Source organism: Streptomyces sp. NPDC041122 (assembly GCF_055592445.1).
On the sequence record NZ_JBVIYQ010000003.1, the window covers coordinates 383,959 to 401,087 of the forward strand.

The window sequence follows — 17,129 nt, forward strand, 5'->3', positions numbered from 1 at the left end:
GTCGGGTGGGAGAGGTGAGTACCCTTCTGCCCGAAGCCGCGCGCCGCCTCGCCGCCTGGTGTGTCGTCCTTCTTCTCGTCACCGGCGTGGCCGCCGTCGGCGTCTGGCTCTGTGTCACGTTCAAGACCGCCGTCACGCCCGTCCTGCTCGCGCTCCTCGGGACCGCGCTTCTCGGGCCGCTCTACCGGCGGCTGCTCAAGATGAAGGTGCAGCGTTCGCTCGCCGCCGGGCTGACCTGTGCCGCGGTCGTCGCCGTCGTCGGCGGTGCCACGTACATCGTGGTCAAGGCGCTCATCGACAGCGGCGACCAGATCATCTCCTCGCTCAAGCAGGCCGCGACCGATCTGTCGAAGTACTTCGGGGCCGCCGGGACCTCGCTCGACGACATGGCCTCCAACGCCAAGGAGCTCTTCGGGAAGTTCGGCGGGACCGCCGCGTCCGGGGTCATCAGCGGCCTCAGCACCGTCGGCGAGATGATGGCCATGGCCGTCCTCGCCCTGCTCCTCGTCTTCTTCTTCCTGCGCGACTCGGAGCGGGCGATGGGCACGCTCCGCTCGCTCGCGCCCGGCGACAACGCCGACTCCATCGAGGCCATGGCCCGCCGCGCCTTCGAGGCCATCGAGGGGTTCATGCGCGGCACCACGATCATCGCGTTCATCGACGCCCTGTGCATCACCGTGGGGCTGCTGATCCTGGGTGTCCCCGGCGCCTGGGGCCTCGGCGCGCTGGTCTTCGTCGGGGCCTACATTCCGTATCTCGGCGCGTTCCTGTCCGGTGCGGTCGCCGTCCTCGTCGCCCTCGCCGACCGCGGGTTCGCCATCGCGCTGTGGACGCTCGGGGTCGTCCTCGCCGTGCAGGTCCTCGAAGGCCACATCCTCCAGCCGATGATCCAGAGCCGCACCGTGCAGATGCACCCCGCGGTGGTGATGCTCGCGATCACGGCGGGCGCCTCCGTCGCCGGGATCCTCGGAATGCTCCTCGCGGTGCCGCTGACGGCGGCGGCGTTCGGCATCGTCTCGGAGCTGCGGGACCGGTACGCCGTATCGACGACCTCGTAGGGGGACCCGATGTGGGCGCGGGGTACGCCGGGCAACCATCAGGGGCGCGGGGAACTGCGCGACCAGCCGCCAACGACCCGCACCCGGCGACGCGCCTACCCGCAATCCCCTACCCCGGCGCGTCCACCCCCGCCTCCCCGCCGGAGCCCCCCGCGTCCTCGTACAGCTCGAACCAGATGCTCTTCCCGTCCCCCCGCGGATCCACGCCCCACGCCCCCGCCAGCAGCTCCATCAGGACCAGGCCGCGGCCCGACGACGCCAGCTCTCCGGGATGGCGGCGGTGCGGCAGGTCGTCGCTGCCGTCCGCCACCTCGGCCCGCAGCCGGCGCGCGCCGGGTACGCCGGTGACCTCGGCGACCAGCATCGCGTCGCCGTCCGTGTGCACCAGCACGTTGGTGAGCATCTCGGAGACCATCAGGACCGCCGAGTCGACCTGGTCGTCGTCGGCCCAGTCGTGCAGCAGGTCCCGCAGGTGGCGGCGTGCCCCCGCGACCCGCTCCGGCTCGGCCTGGGCGACCGTCAGGACGGTGCGGCGGGCGTCCGTGCGGTGCTCGGGGCGGCCCGTCCGGCTCAGCAGCAGCACCGCTATGTCGTCCTCGCGGCGGTCCGCCAGCGGGCCCGTGGTGTGGTGCGAGGAGGGCCCGTGGACCGCCTGGACGAGGCGGTCGGCGAGCAGTTCCAGGCCGTCCTCCAGGCCGCCCTCTTCCTCCTCGCCCGTGTAGTCCTCCAGCGTCGCCCTGATCCGCGACCAGCCGCTCTCCAGGTCGTGGCCGCCGGTCTCGATGAGGCCGTCGGTGCAGATCAGCATGGTCTCGCCGGCCTCCAGGACGAGCCGGGTGGTGGGGTAGTCCGCGTCCGGGTCGATGCCGAGCGGCAGACCGCCCGCGGTGGGCCGCTGCAGAACCGTTCCGTCAGCCATCCGTATCGCCGGCTCGGGGTGGCCCGCGCGGGCGATCTCCAGGACGCCGGTCGCCGGGTCCGCCTCCACGTACAGGCAGGTCGCGAAGCGCGGGTCGTACTCGGTGGCCTCGTCGGCGCCCGAACCGGACGCCCCTGATCCGGTCGACCCGTAGGAGATGGACTCCGTGATCCCGGACAGGAAGCGGGTGGCGCGGGAGAGGACCGCGTCCGGGCGGTGCCCCTCGGAGGCGTACGCGCGCAGCGCGATCCGCAGCTGCCCCATCAGGCCCGCCGCCCGCACGTCGTGCCCCTGCACGTCGCCGATGACGAAGGCGATCCGGCCGCTGGGCAGCGGGATCATGTCGTACCAGTCGCCGCCGACCTGGAGGCCGCCCCCGGTGGGCACGTACCGGGCGGCCACCGACATCCCGGGGATCCGCGGCCCGAGCATCGGCAGCATCGAGCGCTGGAGCCCCTCGGTGAGCTCCCGCTCGGACTCCGCGACCCCGGCCCGGGAGAGGGCCTGCGCCAGCATCCGCGCCACCGTCGTCAGGACGGAGCGCTCGTCGGGCGTGAAGGAGACCGGATACGTGAAGGCGGCCATCCACGTGCCCATGGTGCGGCCCGCGACCGTCAGCGGCAGGAACGCCCACGACTGCCGCTCGAAGCGGCTGGCCAGCGGCCAGGCGGCGGGATAGCGCCTGCGGTAGTCCTCGGGCGTGGAGAGGTAGACGGCGCGGCCCGTGCGCACCACCTCGGCGGCCGGGTAGTCCGTGTCCAGGGGCATCGCCGAGAAGGGCCCGTCGTCGCCCGGCTGGTGCCCGTGGTGCCCGATGATCGTCAGCCGCTCGCCCTCCACCCCGAACACCGCGAGGCCGTCCGGCGAGAACCCCGGCATGGAGAGCCCGGCGGCGACCCGCAGTACCTCCTCCGTGGAGCGCGCCTCGGCGAGCGCCCGGCCCGCGTCGAGCAGGAACGCCTCGCGGGAGCGGCGCCAGTCGCCGGTGACCGGGGTGCGGGCGGCCGAGCCCGGCGCGGGCTCGGTGACCTCCTGGAGGGTGCCGATCAGCTCGTACGCCTCGGTGGCGCCGTGCAGCACCGGCTTGGAGCGGCTGCGCACGATCCGCAGGACGCGCCGCCCCGTCTCGTCCATGATCCGCAGCCGGGCCTCGGCGAGGGTGCCCTCGGCGACGGCGAGCTGGACGGTGCCGTAGATCTCGTTCCAGTCCACCGGGTGGAAACGGGAGCGCACACCGGCCTCGGAGAGCGTCTGGGGGCGCGCGGGCAGGCCGAGGAGCCGGGCCGCCTCCGCGTCCAGCGTGACGGTGCCCGAGGCGTTGTCCCAGCGCCACAGCCCGGTCGCGATGGCCGTCAGGACGTCCCGTACGGGAGGCAGGGGGTCGTCCCCCACCTGCGGTACGGGATCGTCGGTGCGCATTGACCCACTTTAGGAAGATGTACAGGGACACCGCCACCGTGCGCGACCGGTTCCGGGGTCCGGGCGGAGGGGCGGGACGGCGCCCGCGACGCCGGGAGGGCGGGGCGGGACGGCACCCGGAGGGTGGTGGCGCCGGATATCCGGAAAGCGATCTTCGCCCGGACGGTAGCCTTGGGGGGTCTGCTCTCTCCCCTATTCGCGAAGACTGGATGAACGACGATGCATCGGTACAGGTCCCACACCTGCGGCGAGCTCCGCGCCTCTGACGTCGGCACCGACGTCCGGCTGAGCGGCTGGCTGCACAATCGCCGAGACCTGGGCGGCATTCTCTTCATCGATCTCCGCGATCACTACGGCATCACACAGCTGGTGGCCCGCCCGGGCACAGCGGCCGCCGAGGTCCTGGACAAGCTGTCCAAGGAGACCGTCGTCCGGGTGGACGGCAAGGTCGTCTCGCGCGGCACGGACAACGTCAACCCGGAGCTGCCCACCGGCGAGATCGAGATCGAGGCCTCCGAGGTCGAGGTGCTCGGCGAGGCCGGCCCGCTGCCCTTCACGATCAACGCCGAGGACGGGGTGAACGAGGAGCGCCGCCTGGAGTACCGCTTCCTCGACCTGCGCCGTGAGCGCATGCACCGCAACATCATGCTGCGCAGCGCCGTGATCGCCTCGATCCGCTCGAAGATGGTGGCCCTCGGCTTCAACGAGATGGCGACGCCGATCCTCACCGCGACCTCCCCCGAGGGCGCCCGTGACTTCGTCGTCCCCTCCCGTCTGAACCCCGGCAAGTTCTACGCGCTGCCGCAGGCCCCGCAGCAGTTCAAGCAGCTGCTGATGATCTCGGGCTTCGACCGGTACTTCCAGATCGCGCCGTGCTTCCGCGACGAGGACGCCCGCGCGGACCGTTCGCCGGGCGAGTTCTACCAGCTCGACGTCGAGATGAGCTTCGTGGAGCAGGAAGACGTCTTCCGCCCCATCGAGAAGCTCATGACGGAGATCTTCACGGAGTTCGGCAACGGCCGCGAGGTCACCTCGCCGTTCCCGCGCATCCCGTTCCGCGAGTCGATGCTGAAGTACGGCAACGACAAGCCGGACCTGCGCGCCAAGCTCGAACTGCACGACATCACCGACGTGTTCGAGGGCTCCGAGTTCAAGGCCTTCGCGGGCAAGCACGTGCGCGCGCTGCCCGTGCCGGACACCGCGTCGCAGTCCCGCAAGTTCTTCGACGGCCTCGGTGACTACGCCGTCGAGCAGGGCGCGAAGGGCCTCGCTTGGGTGCGCGTCGCCGAGGACGGCTCGCTGACCGGCCCGATCGCCAAGTTCCTCACCGAGGAGAACGTGGCGGAGCTGACCAAGCGTCTCGGCCTGGAGGCCGGCCACGCCGTCTTCTTCGGCGCGGGCGAGTTCGACGAGGTCTCGAAGATCATGAGCGCGGTGCGGGTCGAGGCCGCCAAGCGCGCCGGGCACTTCGAGGAGGGCGTCTTCCGCTTCTGCTGGATCGTCGACTTCCCGATGTACGAGAAGGACGAGGACACCGGCAAGGTCGACTTCTCCCACAACCCCTTCTCGATGCCGCAGGGCGGCATGAAGGACCTGGAGGAGAAGGACCCGCTGGACATCCTCGCCTGGCAGTACGACATCGTCTGCAACGGCATCGAGCTCTCCTCCGGCGCCATCCGGAACCACGAGCCCGAGGTCATGCTGAAGGCCTTCGAGATCGCCGGGTACGACGCGGAGACCGTCGAGCACGAGTTCGCGGGCATGCTGCGCGCGTTCCGCCTCGGCGCCCCGCCGCACGGCGGCATCGCCCCGGGCGTGGACCGCATGGTGATGCTCCTCGCCGACGAGCCGAACATCCGCGAGACGATCTCGTTCCCGCTGAACGGCAACGCGCAGGACCTGATGATGGGTGCGCCGACCGAGCTGGACGAGTCGCGGCTGCGTGAGCTGAACATCTCGCTGCGTAAGCCTGCGGCGCAGTAGCGGTTTCCCCCGGCGACAGGGTGACGTCGCTATGAAGGCCCCGGAACCTTTGGTTCCGGGGCCTTTCGGGTTCGCCGTCCTGCTGCGGGCGCGTTGTGGCTGGTCGCGCAGTTCCCCGCGCCCCTGAGAGGAGGGCTCCGCCCCCTCTCAGGCGGCGTGCGTCGGGGAGGAGTTGGCTTCTGCTTCTGCCCACTCCGTCACGAGCCGTTCGTAGACGAGGCGCTCGTCGGGACGGAGACGTCCGCCCGCGCGCAGCCACAGCGCACGGATTTCCTCGTTGACCTCGTCGGCGGTGCGTCGCCGGGCGGGGGAGGGAGTCGTGGCCATGTCGTGAAGCTTACGTAGGCAGGTGTGAAGGCGGCGTCAATTCAAGCCTTCTCTCCGCATGACTTAGCTCACCGTGAGGTGTGCCACTCGGCCCGGTGGGCAGCGTGACCGAGCCGGAGCCGCGGTGCGCCGGGCCCGCGCCGGAGCCCGCGGCCGAAGGTCTCTCCGCGCTCCCGCGCCGGATCGCGCCCCCGCGCCCCGCTCGTCCCCTTCTCGGCGGCCCCCGCCAACTCCCGCCCCGACCAGCGACTTCGGACGCGCGCACCGAGGCGCGCGGACGCACTCGTCGCCGTCCCCGTGACACGGGCGACACGGGTGACACGGAAGAGGACGGTGTTGCGGGCCAGTTGGGTTGCCTCCGTGCCGCATCCGGCGGCCCGGTACCGGCCGGGCGCGGCACGCGGACCAGGGGTGGCGCAGAATCGCCGTTCGCGGGCGGCGGGCACCGCGTGCGGTGACGCGCCGCCGGGCTCAGCCGCAGGGCGCCGCGGCCTCCAGCCGGCTGTCCGTGATGAACGAGGTGACCAGCGAGGTGACGGTTTCCGGCCGCTCCATGAGCAGCATGTGGTCGGCGTCGGGGATCGTGACGAACCGGCTTCCCTCGATGGTCGAGGCGAAGACGCGCTGCTGTTCCGGCGTGGTGACGGTGTCGTGTTCGCCGCAGAAGACCAGGGTCGGTACGCCGGTGAGCCCGCCCGTGAGTTCGGTGCGGGTGCCGAAGGCGCGGGTCAGGGCGTCGTCGATGTCGCGCCGGTCGGTGGCCCGCAGCAGGGTGCGCCGGAAGTAGCTGAGGGCCAGCTCCCTGCGGTGCACGTACCGGTTCTCGTCGAGGCAGAAGAACTCCGCGGCCATCGTGTGCACGAAGCCGTCCACGTCGCCGGCGCTGAGCAGCCGGTGCGACGCGCGGCTCCGGGCGAACTGCGCGTCCGTGATGTGCGAGGGGACCCCGCCGAGCAGGAGGCGGGCGCAGCGCTCGGGGTGCCGCTGGGCGTACCGGAAGGCGATGGACGCGCCGTAGGAGTAGCCGTAGAGGTTGACCTGGGGCGTCCGGAGGCCGTCGATGACGGCTTCGAGGGCCGCGCACAGGGTGTCGATGCCGCGCCCGGCGGGCAGCGGGTCGGCCTGGCCGGAGTCGGGCAGATTGGCGGTGACCAGGCTCGTCACGCCGTTCAGCGCGTCCTCCATCTGCGGCCAGTCGTACATCCCCTGGAACACCCCGCCCAGCGCGACCAGGGGCTCGGTGCGCGACGCGTTCTGCCGCAGCATGCGGTACGGGAAGGACAGACCCTCCACCGTCAGGGTGCGGACGGTCTCCTGGGGCATGGAACTCCTCGGTTCAGTCACGGGTGAGGACGAGGGCGGCGTTGTGGCCGCCGAAGCCGAGTGAGGTCGACGCCGCGCAGCGCAGCCGGGCGGGGCGGGCGGCCCCGGCCACCACTTCGAGGGGGACGGCGGGGTCCTGCCGGTCGAGGTTCACCGTTGGCGGGATCAGCTGCTCTTCGAGGGCGAGGACGGTCAGGACGGCCTCGATGCCGCCCGCGGCGCCCAGGGCGTGCCCCGTCATGGCCTTGGTGGAGGTGATCAGCGGGTGGTCGCCGAGGACGCGGTGCAGGGCGGCGCTCTCGACGAGGTCGTTGATGACGGTCGAGGTGCCGTGCGCGTTGACGTGGCCGACGTCGGCCGGGGCGACGTCGGCGTCGGCGAGGGCGGAGCGCAGGGCCGCCTCGATGCCGGCCCCGCTCTCGTCCGGGGCGACCGGCGAGAAGGCGTCGTTGGAGGCCCCGTACCCGGCGACGTGGGCGCGGACCGCGGCGCCGCGGGCCCGCGCGTGCTCGGGGCGCTCCAGGACGAGCAGCCCGGCGCCCTCGCCCACGACGAAGCCGTCGCGGTCGGCGTCGAAGGGGCGGCAGGCGGCGGCCGGGGCGTCCACGCGGGTGGAGAGCGCCCGCATCTGGCAGGTGCTGGCGAAGACCAGCCGTGAGCTCAGGGACTCCGCCCCGCCGGCGACGGCGATGTCGCAGCGGCCTGCCCGCAGCCAGCCGAGGGCGGTGCCGATCGCGTCGGTGCCGGACGCGCAGGCGGTGCTGACCGCGAGGCTCGGCCCGCGCGCCCCGAGGTCCCGGCAGACGCTGCTTGCGGCGCCGTTCGGCACGCTCAGGGGGGCGACCTTCGGGGTGACCCTGCGGGGGCCGCGGTCGGTGAGGACGGCCTGCTGCTCGTCGTAGAACGTGAGCCCGCCGTGCGCCGAACCGATGACGACGGCGACGCGGGTGCCGTCCCAACGCGCCGGGTCCAGGCCCGCGTTCGCCACGGCCTCGCGGGCGGCGATCACGGCGAACCGGGCGAAACGGTCCATCAGCAGGGTGTCGCGGCCGAGTTCCGCCTCGAAGTCGATGCCCTCGACCGTGTACATGAAGTCGCAGGGCAGTCCCTGCAGGGTGTCCGGGCGGCGCAGGGAGCGGGGGGCGGTGGCGGTGGTGATCTCGCTCCAGGCCCGCTTGGCGCCGACGCCGGCGGCGGTGACGAGACCGATTCCGGTCACGGCGACGGGCCCCTGGGCGGCGGGTGCCGGGGCCGTCGCGGGTGCCGGCCGCGGTGACGGCAGCCCCGCCATCAGACCGTCGCCGCCTTCTCGCACACGACCGTCAGGAGACGGCTGAAGGTGTCCCGGGACGTCAGGTTCACGTCGTCCAGATCCACCCGCAACTCGTCCTCCAGGACGAGCCGCAGCTCCTCCAGGGCGAGGGAGTCGATGTGCATCCGGTGCAGCGGGACGTCGGGGTCCAGGGACTCCGGCGGAAGCCTGAACATCCGTGACACCAGGGCGGTTACGTGTTCTGCGGCATCCACCAACTGCTCCTCGCTCGACCCGACGACCCGGCCTGACGCCCGGAGCCCTGCCCAACGGCGTTGGGGGCCGCGAGGTCACGCAGGTTGCGGCGGCGCGGGTGTTGCGGCGGCGCGGGGGCGGTGGGGGTGCCCTCGGTCGTGCCCGGGAGCCCCCTCCGCGCCGCCCCTACGGGGGCGTGCGCTCGGGTGTGCGCGGGGACGGTACGGGGTCAGCGGCCCCCGCGCTTGAGCGCCCGTAGGAGGTGGGTGAGGGCGGTGGGGGTGGGGTGCAGTTCCTCGGCGGGGGTGTCGCCTTCGCGGAGATGGAGGTGGGGGCCGGTGGCTGCGACTTCTATGCAGGTGTCGCCATCACTGCCGTCGGAGAAGGTGGACTTCTGCCAACTCGACTTCTCGGTCATGGGGATCACAGTTCCTTCGACAAGCGGTGGATGAAGTTGTGCGATCGTGCGGGGCTGAGCGCTGCCTTCTCCACCTGGGTGAGCAATGCCCGAAGCCGTTGCAGCTGCGCCTCGTTGTGGATGGGGCCCTTGTTGACCGGGGCGTCCCGGAGACCGGTGTCCAGCCGGGGGACCGGACCACCGACGTACATCATGGAGACCCCCGCACCCGCGAAGTCATCCTGGTCGACGGGGATGACTCGCACAGATACGCGGTTCTGCCCCGTCAGATCCAAGATGTTGCGCAACTGGGCGCGGGCCACCTGACGGTCGCAGACGCGGATACGCAGCGCGAATTCGTGAACGATGACTTCGTACGGGGTGGGGTCGGCGCCCTCGATGACGCAGCGTCGCCGCATGCGGTGCTCTACCCGTGGCTCCAGTTCGCTGGCCGGCATGCCGGGATTGACGTACGAGAACACCGCACGGGCGTACTCGGGCGTCTGAAAGAGGCCCGGGACGTGGGTCATGACGACCTCGCGCAGAAACGTAGCGTGATGTTCCAGCTCGGCCAGGTCCCAGAAGGCTTGGGGCAGGACTCCTCGGTACGCTGCCCACCACCCGCTGCTCCGGTCCGTGGCCATCGCGACCAGCGCGTCCACCAACGCCTCGTCGGTGCAGGCGTAATGAGATGCCAGGCGGCGGAGCCGAACGGTGCTGACACCCGACAGACCGGACTCGATGTGCGTCATCTGCGCCGGATTAACGCCGAGCAGCGCCGCGGTGTCCCGCGCGGTCAAGCCTGCCGCCTCGCGCATTTTGCGTAGCTCGACGCCCAGACGCACCTGCCGAGCCGTGGGGTGGGACCGCAACGCCATGCGCAGCTCCTCTGGGCAACTGACTTGCTGGAGTGCCTCGTTCGGGTGCCAGAGTACGGCAACGGCTTGCGGCACCTAAATATTGAGGTCTACCGTCGGTGACGCGTCGCACACGCTGCGAAACCCCCGGGGACCCGGAAGCGCACCACCCCGTCATGCCATGGCGGACGTGACACTGCCACCGCCCAGGATTCGCCGCACCCGGCAACTCCCCTCACCACACAAGGAGTTCACGCATGCCTGGAAGCGAACCCTGGGAGTACACCCTGTACATCCCCCACGACCTCCGTGCCGTCACGCTCTGCCGGCACGCCCTGCGGCTCATGCTCACCCTGCACTGTCTGCCGCAAGTCACCGACATGGCCGAGCTGTTGGCCACGGAGCTCGTGTCCAATGCTGTGCGCCACACCAAGGGGCCGGCCGCCCTCCGCGTCCGGTACGCCGACGGGGTCCTGCGGATCGGCGCGTGGGACGCGGACCCGACGCCCCCGGCGCCGCCCCCACGCGTGGCCGCCCCCGGCGCCGAACGCGGCCGGGGCCTCGACCTCGTGCGGGCCTGCGCCGACGGCTGGGGCTGGCATCCGGACGCGCCCGCTCCCGGCAAACACGTGTGGTGCGAACTAATGGCCGCATAGCTCGTTGATCACGTCGTACAGAAAGGAGACCCGATGGTCAGCTCGTCACATGAGGCGATGCACCGGATCTTCCAGAAGGACACGGCCCTGCTGATCCGCTCCCTCCAGCGTCTGCTCCACGTCCCGTTTCCGGAACCCCGGGACATCATGACGCTCGACGTGGATCTCACGGAGATCGAACCCGTCGAGCGCCGCTGCGACACCCTGTTACGGGTGGACACCGACGACGGCAACTACCTGTTCGTCATCGAGTCGCAGGGCAAGAAGGACGAGGCCAAGCGGGGCAGTTGGCCGTACTACCTCTCGTACCTCTACGAGAAGTACCACTGCGAGCCCGTGCTGATCGTCGTGACGCAGAGCGCGGCGACGGCCCGTTGGGCTGCCAAGCCCATCCAGTTCGGGCTGCCGGGCTGGTCCTCGCTCACCGTGCGTCCGATGGTCCTGGGGCCGGACAACGTACCGGTGATCACGGACGAGGTCCAGGCCGCGCAGGATGTCCCCCTTGCGGTGTTCTCGGCGATTACACATGGAAGAGGCCCGGGTGCCGCCGCCATACTGGGGGCACTGGCCTCGGCCCTGGAGACCATCGACCGCGAAGCCGCGGGAATGTTCGCACAGCTCACCCGGTCCGGTCTGGTGGACCCCCGGGCGAAGGAGATCTGGGAGGAACTGATGACGGCGACCAAGTACTTCTTCGACCACCCGTTCGCGGTGAAGGAGCGGGAGGAGGGCCGGGAGGAGGGCCGGGCCCAGGATCGTGCCGAGATGGTCCTGAACATTCTCTCCTGGCGGGGCATCGACGTGCCTCCCGCCGTCCGCGCGCGGGTCACCGCGTGCACCGACCTGGACCAGCTGGCGGTCTGGGCGGAGCGGGCCGTTCACGCGGCTGCGGCGGATGAGTTGTTCGACGGGGACGAAGGCTGACCGGTCGCGAAAAGTCCCGGTGTGCGGCGCGTACCGCTACGCCGTCGGCTTCTCCTCCAGGCGGGGGAACAGCACCGCGCCCTTCGTCACCGTCGCGCCCGCGGGGAGCGTGCCCCACGTGGCCGCGGTCGTGAGCTTCTGGTCCGCGAGCGCGCCGAGCGCCGGCTCCGCGCCGAGGGACTCCCACAGCTTCTGGGAGGTCTCCGGCATGACTGGGTTGAGCAGGACCGCCACCGCGCGCAGCGACTCCGCCGCCGTGTAGAGGATCGTCGCCAGGCGGGCCTTGCCCTCCGGGGAGTCGTCCTTGGCCACCTTCCACGGCTCCTGCTCCGTGATGTAGCCGTTGACCTGCTTCACGAAGTCGAAGATCGCCAGGATGCCGCCCTGGAAGTCCAGCTCCTCGCCGATCTTCCGGTCGGCCTCGGCGACCGCCTTCGCCAGGCCGTCCTGGACCGCCTTCTCCGCGTCGCCGGACGCCGTCGCCTCGGGCAGCGCGCCGCCGAAGTACTTGCCGACCATGGCCGCGAGGCGCGAGGCGAGGTTGCCGTAGTCGTTCGCCAGCTCGCTCGTGTAGCGGGCGGTGAAGTCCTCCCACGAGAACGAGCCGTCGCTGCCGAACGCGATGGCGCGCAGGAAGTACCAGCGGTACGCGTCCACGCCGAAGTGCGACGTCAGGTCCTGCGGCTTGATACCCGTCAGGTTCGACTTCGACATCTTCTCGCCGCCGACCATCAGCCAGCCGTTGGCCGCGATCCTGCCGGGCACGGGCAGGCCCTGCGCCAGCAGCATCGCGGGCCAGATCACCGCGTGGAAGCGGAGGATGTCCTTGCCGACGAGGTGCACGTTCGCGGGGAAGGTCGCGTCGAACTTCTCCTGGTTCGCGCCGTAGCCGACGGCCGTCGCGTAGTTCAGGAGGGCGTCGACCCACACATAGATCACGTGCTTGTCGTCCCAGGGGACCTTCACGCCCCAGTCGAACGTCGACCGAGAGATGGAGAGGTCCTGGAGGCCTTGGCGGACGAAGTTCACTACCTCGTTGCGCGCCGACTCGGGCTGGATGAAGCCCGGGTTCGCCTCGTAGAGGGCGAGGAGCTTGTCGCCGTACTCGCTCAGCTTGAAGAAGTAGTTCTCCTCCTTGAGGAGTTCCACCGGCTTCTTGTGGATGGGGCAGAGCTTCTGCCCGTCGAACTCGCCCTCGCCGTCGATCAGGTCGCCGGGGAGCTTGTACTCCTCGCAGCCCACGCAGTACGGGCCCTCGTAGCCGCCCTTGTAGATCTCGCCCTTGTCGTAGAGATCCTGGACGAACTCCTGCACGCGGTCGGTGTGACGCTTCTCCGTCGTACGGATGAAGTCGTCGTTCGCGATGTTCAGGTGCTCCCAGAGGGGCTTCCAGGCCTCGGTGACGAGCTTGTCGCACCACTCCTGGGGGGTGACGTCGTTCGCCTCGGCCGTGCGCATGATCTTCTGACCGTGCTCGTCCGTGCCGGTGAGGTACCACACCTTCTCGCCGCGCTGACGGTGCCAGCGCGTGAGCACGTCCCCTGCAACGGTCGTGTAGGCGTGGCCCAGGTGAGGAGCGTCGTTTACGTAGTAGATGGGGGTCGAGACGTAGAACGCCTTCGCGTTCTCGTCCGCTCCCTGCTTCTCGGATCCAGTGGCCGCCATGGTCGAAATCCTAACGGCCTGATGAAGATCGATTCACATCGATATCGAAGGGCGGACCCGGGGGTTCCGGGTCCACCCCTCGGGTGGTGCGCGGGGCTGTGGGGCCTCTTACGACCTCTTACGACCTCTTACGGGCGCCAGGTCGCCAGGAGGCCCTCGTAGAGCTCCTTGTCGGTGAGCTCGCGCGGGGCCGGGCCCGCGTGGAAGAAGCCCGCGTTCTCCGCCTTCAGCCTGCGGAGGTAGTCGAACGCCTTCGCGTCGTGCTCGCCGAACGCGACGAACTGGAAGAAGAGGGGGTGCGCGGCGGCCTCGGTGAGGGCCTGGGTCGCCGGGCCCTTCGCGTCGGGGGCGCCGTCCGTCTGGAAGATCACCAGGGCGGGCTCGCCGGCGTGGTCCGACTTCTCGTAGTGGGCCACGACCTCTTCGACCGCGCGGTGGTAGCTGGTGCGGCCGAGGCGGCCCGCGGCGGCGTGCATCTCGTCGATGCGGCCCTCGTACTCGGGGAGGGTGAGGGTGCCGGTCGCGTCGATGTCCGTCGAGAAGAAGACGACGTGGACGGTGGCCTCGGGGTCCAGGTGGGCGGCGAGGGCGAGGACCTGCTCGCCCAGGGCCTGGGCGGAGCCGTCCTTGTAGTACGGGCGCATCGACCCGGAGCGGTCCAGGACGAGGTAGACGGGGGCGCGGGTGCCGGTGAGGTCGTTCTTCTTGAGGGCGGCGCCGGCCGAGCGGAATGTTGCGGCGAGCGCGGGGGCGGTGGCCTTGAGGCGGGCGGGGGTGAGGGCGGGCTTGGCCTTGACCTTCGGCTGGGCGTCGTCCGTCGCGGTGTCCTCAGCCTGCGGCTGGGCGTCGGCCTTCGGCTCGGGGGTGGCCTTAGGGGTGACCTCAGCCTTCGGCTCGGGGGCGTCCGCCGGGAGGACCTCAGCCTGCGGCTCGGCGTCTTCCTCCTTGGCGCCCTCGTCGTCCTCGCCCGGCACCGGGGGCTGTGCCCACCCTTCCCCAAGCTCTCGGCTCCGCTCGAGCAGGGGAGACCCCAATCGCCCTGCGGGACGTTTGCCCACAGCGGTGACGGCTTCGTCGGCGTCAGCCTTCGGCTCGGGCTTGGTCTGAGCGGGAATCTCGGCCTCGGCCTTGGCGGAAGCCTTCGGCTCCGGAGCGGTGGCGTCAGCCTCCGGCTCGGAAGGTGTCGCGTCGGACTTCGGCTCGGAGGTTGCGTCAGCTTCCGGCTCGGGTACCGCGTCACCCTTCGGCTCCGGCGTCGCGTCACCCTTCGGATCCGGTGACGGGGACTGGGGTGGGACCGTCACGTTGTCGAAGGCCGCTGCCACCAGGTCGTCGACCGCCGACGCGGACGGTTCCTGGCTCGGGGACGGGACCGAGGCCTTGCGGGGCGGGTCCGGGGTCGGCTCCGAGGACGGGGACGGCAGCGTCACCGCCTCCGGCGACGCATCGTCCGCCGGCGCGGAGGGGGACGGGAGGTCCGCCGCCTCCGACGAGGAGGACGCCGGCGTCACCTCCGGTTCGGGCGCAGCCGCATACGACTCCCCACGCTCGGGCTCCCGAGCCTCCGGAACGCTCTCCTTGCGTGACCGTCCGAACGCGTTCCGCAGGCGGTTCAGAATGCCCATGTGCGCAACCCTTCGCGTGAGTTGATTCCGATAATCCCTGGCCAGGGCGGACACGTAAGGTTAGCCGCCGTCGCAGGCGATCTTGGGCAGGGTCGGGCTCCGTCACCCGCCCGTGCCGCGCGCCGCGCACCCCCGGTCCGTAACTCCCTCCCCACCGGCGCGGATTCACCCTTCACCCGCCGTTCACCCGCAGGCCGCCGCCCCGCAGGAACCCGCCCCTAGCCTCACGGCGGAATCAAGCCACGCCACCTGCGACGCCACCTGCCAGGCCAGGCCAGGCCACGCCACCACGACGGAGGAACCGTGCGCACACTGCTGCCGATCATCAGCTCGCATCAGGGGAGCGGCGGCCGTTCCGCCCTGACCTGCCGGTTCCGCTGCGGCGACGCGTGCTTCGGCGAGGTGCCCAACACCAGCGACAACGCGTACGTCGGCGACGTCATCGCCGGTGCCCTCAGCCGCCGTTCGATGCTGCGCGCCGCCGCCGTGGTGACGGTCGCCGCCGCGGCGGGCGGTGCCGTCGTGGCGGGTCCGGGTGCTCCCGACGCCGTCGCCGCCACGCCCACCACGGGGCGGCACGGCGGGCGCCACGACCAGGGAGCGCGCGGACTGCGGTTCGCGCCCGTCGCCCCCAACACCGCCGACACCGTCACCGTCCCCGCCGGGTACCGGCAGAACGTCGTCATCCGCTGGGGCGAGCCCATCCTGCGCGGCGCCCCCGCCTTCGACGCCGACCGGCAGAGCGCCGCGGCGCAGGCCGGGCAGTTCGGCTACAACAACGACTTCCTGAGCCTGCTGCCGCTGCGGCGCGAGCACGGGCGGCAGCTGCTGGTCGCCAACCACGAGTACACCGACGAGGTGTTGATGTTCCGGGGGTACGACCCGCAGAACCCGACCCGCGAGCAGGTCGAGACCGCCTGGGCCGCCCACGGCCTCTCCGTCGTCGTGGTCGAGGGCGAGCGGCGCGACGGCTCGCTGCGTGCCGTGCCGCGCCACCGGCTCAACCGGCGGCTCACCGCCACCAGCCGGTTTCGGCTCTCCGGACCCGTCGCGGGCAGCACCCTCGTCCGTACGCAGGCCGACCCGCGCGGCACCACCGTCCTCGGCACCCTCAACAACTGCTCGGGCGGCACCACCCCGTGGGGCACCACGCTGCACGGCGAGGAGAACTTCAACCAGTACTTCGCCAACGCAGCGAAGGTCACCGACCCGGCGACCGCCGCCCGCCTCAAGCGGTACGGCGTCACCGGTGAGGCCTCCGAGCGGAAGTGGGAGCGGTTCGACCGCCGATTCGACCTCGACCGGGAGCCGAACGAGGCCAACCGGTTCGGCTGGGTCGTCGAACTCGACCCGTACGACCCGGAGTCCACCCCGCGCAAGCGCACCGCGCTCGGCCGCTTCAAGCACGAGGCGGCGCAGCCGCGGCTGACCCGCGACGGCCGGCCGGTGGTCTACATGGGCGACGACGAGAAGTTCGACTACTTCTACAAGTTCGTCGGCAGCAAGCGGATGGCCAAGGGCACCTCGCGCGCCGCGCACGAGCACAACCTCACGCTCCTCGACGAGGGCACGCTGTACGTCGCCAGGCTGACCGGCGACTCCCCGGCCGACGAGATCGACGGCAAGGGGACGCTGCCCGGCGACGGCGAGTTCGACGGGGGCGGGACCTGGATACCGCTCGCCACCGCGGGCCCCGGCGGGCACGCCGTCAGTCACGTCGACGGCATGAGCGCCGAGGAGGTGTACGTCTTCACGCGGCTCGCCGGTGACAAGGTCGGCGCCACGAAGATGGACCGGCCCGAGGACATCGAGCCGTCGCCGCACACCGGCAAGGTGTACGTCGCCCTGACGAACAACTCCGACCGGGGCAAGGCGGGCAAGGCCGGGGCCGACGAGGCCAATCCGCGCGACCTCAACAAGCACGGGCAGATCCTGGAGCTGACCGAGCGGGGCGACCGCGCGGAGGCGACCACGTTCGGGTGGTCGCTGTTCCTCGTCGCCGGTGACCCGGAGGACCCGGCGACGTACTTCGCGGGCTTCCCCAAGGAGCGGGTCTCGCCGATCTCCTGCCCGGACAACGTCGCCTTCGACCCGCACGGCAACCTGTGGATCTCCACGGACGGCAACCAACTCGGCTCGCACGACGGCCTGTTCGGCGTCGCGACCCGCGGTGAGCGGCGCGGCGAGCTCAAGCAGTTCCTGACCATGCCGACCGGTGCGGAGACCTGCGGTCCGCTCGTCCAGGACCGGCGGGTGCTCGTCTCCGTGCAGCATCCGGGAGAGGTCGACGGGGCGTCGGTGGAGAAGCCGGCGAGCGCCTGGCCGGACGGCCCCGGCCGGATCGTCCGCCCGTCGGTCGTCTCGGTGTGGCGCGAGGACGGCCGCGACATCGGCGTCTGACCGCGAGGGCGCGGGTACGCGGAAGGGGCGCCCCGCGCTCGCGGGGCGCCCCTTTCCGGCGTATACGGA

General features: G+C 71.2%; 14 protein-coding genes. 5 read left to right on the forward strand and 9 right to left on the reverse strand.

Features of this window, described 5'->3' with window-relative positions; genetic code table 11:
• Nucleotides 1–14 precede the first annotated feature (14 nt).
• Nucleotides 15–1,058, forward strand: coding sequence for an AI-2E family transporter (locus tag ACZ6B8_RS14060; RefSeq protein ID WP_471607366.1), 1,044 nt, complete (start codon nucleotides 15–17; stop codon nucleotides 1,056–1,058).
• A 109-nt stretch (nucleotides 1,059–1,167) separates the two neighbouring features.
• Here the strand turns inward: ACZ6B8_RS14060 and ACZ6B8_RS14065 are convergent, their stop codons facing one another.
• Nucleotides 1,168–3,396 carry an ATP-binding SpoIIE family protein phosphatase gene (locus tag ACZ6B8_RS14065; protein WP_471607367.1) on the reverse strand — a complete coding sequence of 743 codons (2,229 nt, stop codon included), beginning with the start codon at nucleotides 3,394–3,396 and terminating at the stop codon, nucleotides 1,168–1,170.
• 219 nt (nucleotides 3,397–3,615) lie between these two features.
• Between ACZ6B8_RS14065 and aspS the strand changes: the two genes are divergently transcribed.
• The gene (aspS, locus tag ACZ6B8_RS14070; RefSeq protein WP_471607368.1) at nucleotides 3,616–5,379 is read left to right on the forward strand and encodes an aspartate--tRNA ligase; all 1,764 of its coding nucleotides are present in this window, start codon (nucleotides 3,616–3,618) and stop codon (nucleotides 5,377–5,379) included.
• A 147-nt stretch (nucleotides 5,380–5,526) separates the two neighbouring features.
• On the opposite strand, the gene ACZ6B8_RS14075 is transcribed toward aspS, so the two are convergent.
• The 6 genes from ACZ6B8_RS14075 to ACZ6B8_RS14100 all read right to left on the reverse strand — a co-directional run bounded on the left by ACZ6B8_RS14075 (nucleotide 5,527) and on the right by ACZ6B8_RS14100 (nucleotide 9,811).
• Nucleotides 5,527–5,706, reverse strand: a complete 180-nt coding sequence (locus tag ACZ6B8_RS14075; RefSeq protein WP_471607369.1) for a hypothetical protein — start codon at nucleotides 5,704–5,706, stop codon at nucleotides 5,527–5,529.
• Nucleotides 5,707–6,177: 471 nt separating this feature from the next.
• On the reverse strand, nucleotides 6,178–7,029 hold the full coding sequence (locus tag ACZ6B8_RS14080; RefSeq protein ID WP_471088701.1) for an alpha/beta fold hydrolase: 852 nt from the start codon (nucleotides 7,027–7,029) through the stop codon (nucleotides 6,178–6,180).
• Between the two features lie 13 nt (nucleotides 7,030–7,042).
• Entirely contained in the window at nucleotides 7,043–8,320 is a 1,278-nt protein-coding gene (locus tag ACZ6B8_RS14085; protein WP_471607370.1) for a beta-ketoacyl-[acyl-carrier-protein] synthase family protein, read from the reverse strand.
• Nucleotides 8,320–8,556: an acyl carrier protein gene (locus ACZ6B8_RS14090; RefSeq protein ID WP_471088705.1), complete on the reverse strand. Its 237-nt coding sequence runs from the start codon at nucleotides 8,554–8,556 to the stop codon at nucleotides 8,320–8,322. The genes ACZ6B8_RS14085 and ACZ6B8_RS14090 overlap by 1 nt, the downstream gene beginning before the upstream one ends.
• A 209-nt stretch (nucleotides 8,557–8,765) precedes the next feature.
• Nucleotides 8,766–8,954, reverse strand: a complete 189-nt coding sequence (locus ACZ6B8_RS14095) for a DUF397 domain-containing protein (RefSeq protein WP_471607371.1) — start codon at nucleotides 8,952–8,954, stop codon at nucleotides 8,766–8,768.
• A 5-nt stretch (nucleotides 8,955–8,959) separates the two neighbouring features.
• Nucleotides 8,960–9,811 carry a helix-turn-helix domain-containing protein gene (locus ACZ6B8_RS14100; RefSeq protein ID WP_471607372.1) on the reverse strand — a complete coding sequence of 284 codons (852 nt, stop codon included), beginning with the start codon at nucleotides 9,809–9,811 and terminating at the stop codon, nucleotides 8,960–8,962.
• Nucleotides 9,812–10,047: 236 nt separating this feature from the next.
• Between ACZ6B8_RS14100 and ACZ6B8_RS14105 the strand changes: the two genes are divergently transcribed.
• Both ACZ6B8_RS14105 and ACZ6B8_RS14110 read left to right on the forward strand, forming a co-directional pair.
• The gene (locus ACZ6B8_RS14105; protein WP_471088711.1) at nucleotides 10,048–10,446 is read left to right on the forward strand and encodes an ATP-binding protein; all 399 of its coding nucleotides are present in this window, start codon (nucleotides 10,048–10,050) and stop codon (nucleotides 10,444–10,446) included.
• A gap of 33 nt (nucleotides 10,447–10,479) precedes the next feature.
• Nucleotides 10,480–11,370 carry a hypothetical protein gene (locus ACZ6B8_RS14110; protein ID WP_471607373.1) on the forward strand — a complete coding sequence of 297 codons (891 nt, stop codon included), beginning with the start codon at nucleotides 10,480–10,482 and terminating at the stop codon, nucleotides 11,368–11,370.
• Nucleotides 11,371–11,406: 36 nt separating this feature from the next.
• On the opposite strand, the gene metG is transcribed toward ACZ6B8_RS14110, so the two are convergent.
• Both metG and ACZ6B8_RS14120 read right to left on the reverse strand, forming a co-directional pair.
• Nucleotides 11,407–13,035, reverse strand: coding sequence for a methionine--tRNA ligase (gene metG / locus ACZ6B8_RS14115; RefSeq protein WP_471088715.1), 1,629 nt, complete (start codon nucleotides 13,033–13,035; stop codon nucleotides 11,407–11,409).
• 128 nt (nucleotides 13,036–13,163) lie between these two features.
• Nucleotides 13,164–14,009: a VWA domain-containing protein gene (locus tag ACZ6B8_RS14120; protein WP_471607374.1), complete on the reverse strand. Its 846-nt coding sequence runs from the start codon at nucleotides 14,007–14,009 to the stop codon at nucleotides 13,164–13,166.
• A 954-nt stretch (nucleotides 14,010–14,963) separates the two neighbouring features.
• Here ACZ6B8_RS14120 and ACZ6B8_RS14125 point away from each other — a divergent pair.
• Nucleotides 14,964–17,060 (forward strand): PhoX family protein, encoded by a 2,097-nt coding sequence (locus ACZ6B8_RS14125; RefSeq protein WP_471088719.1) that lies wholly within the window; start codon nucleotides 14,964–14,966, stop codon nucleotides 17,058–17,060.
• Nucleotides 17,061–17,129 lie beyond the last annotated feature (69 nt).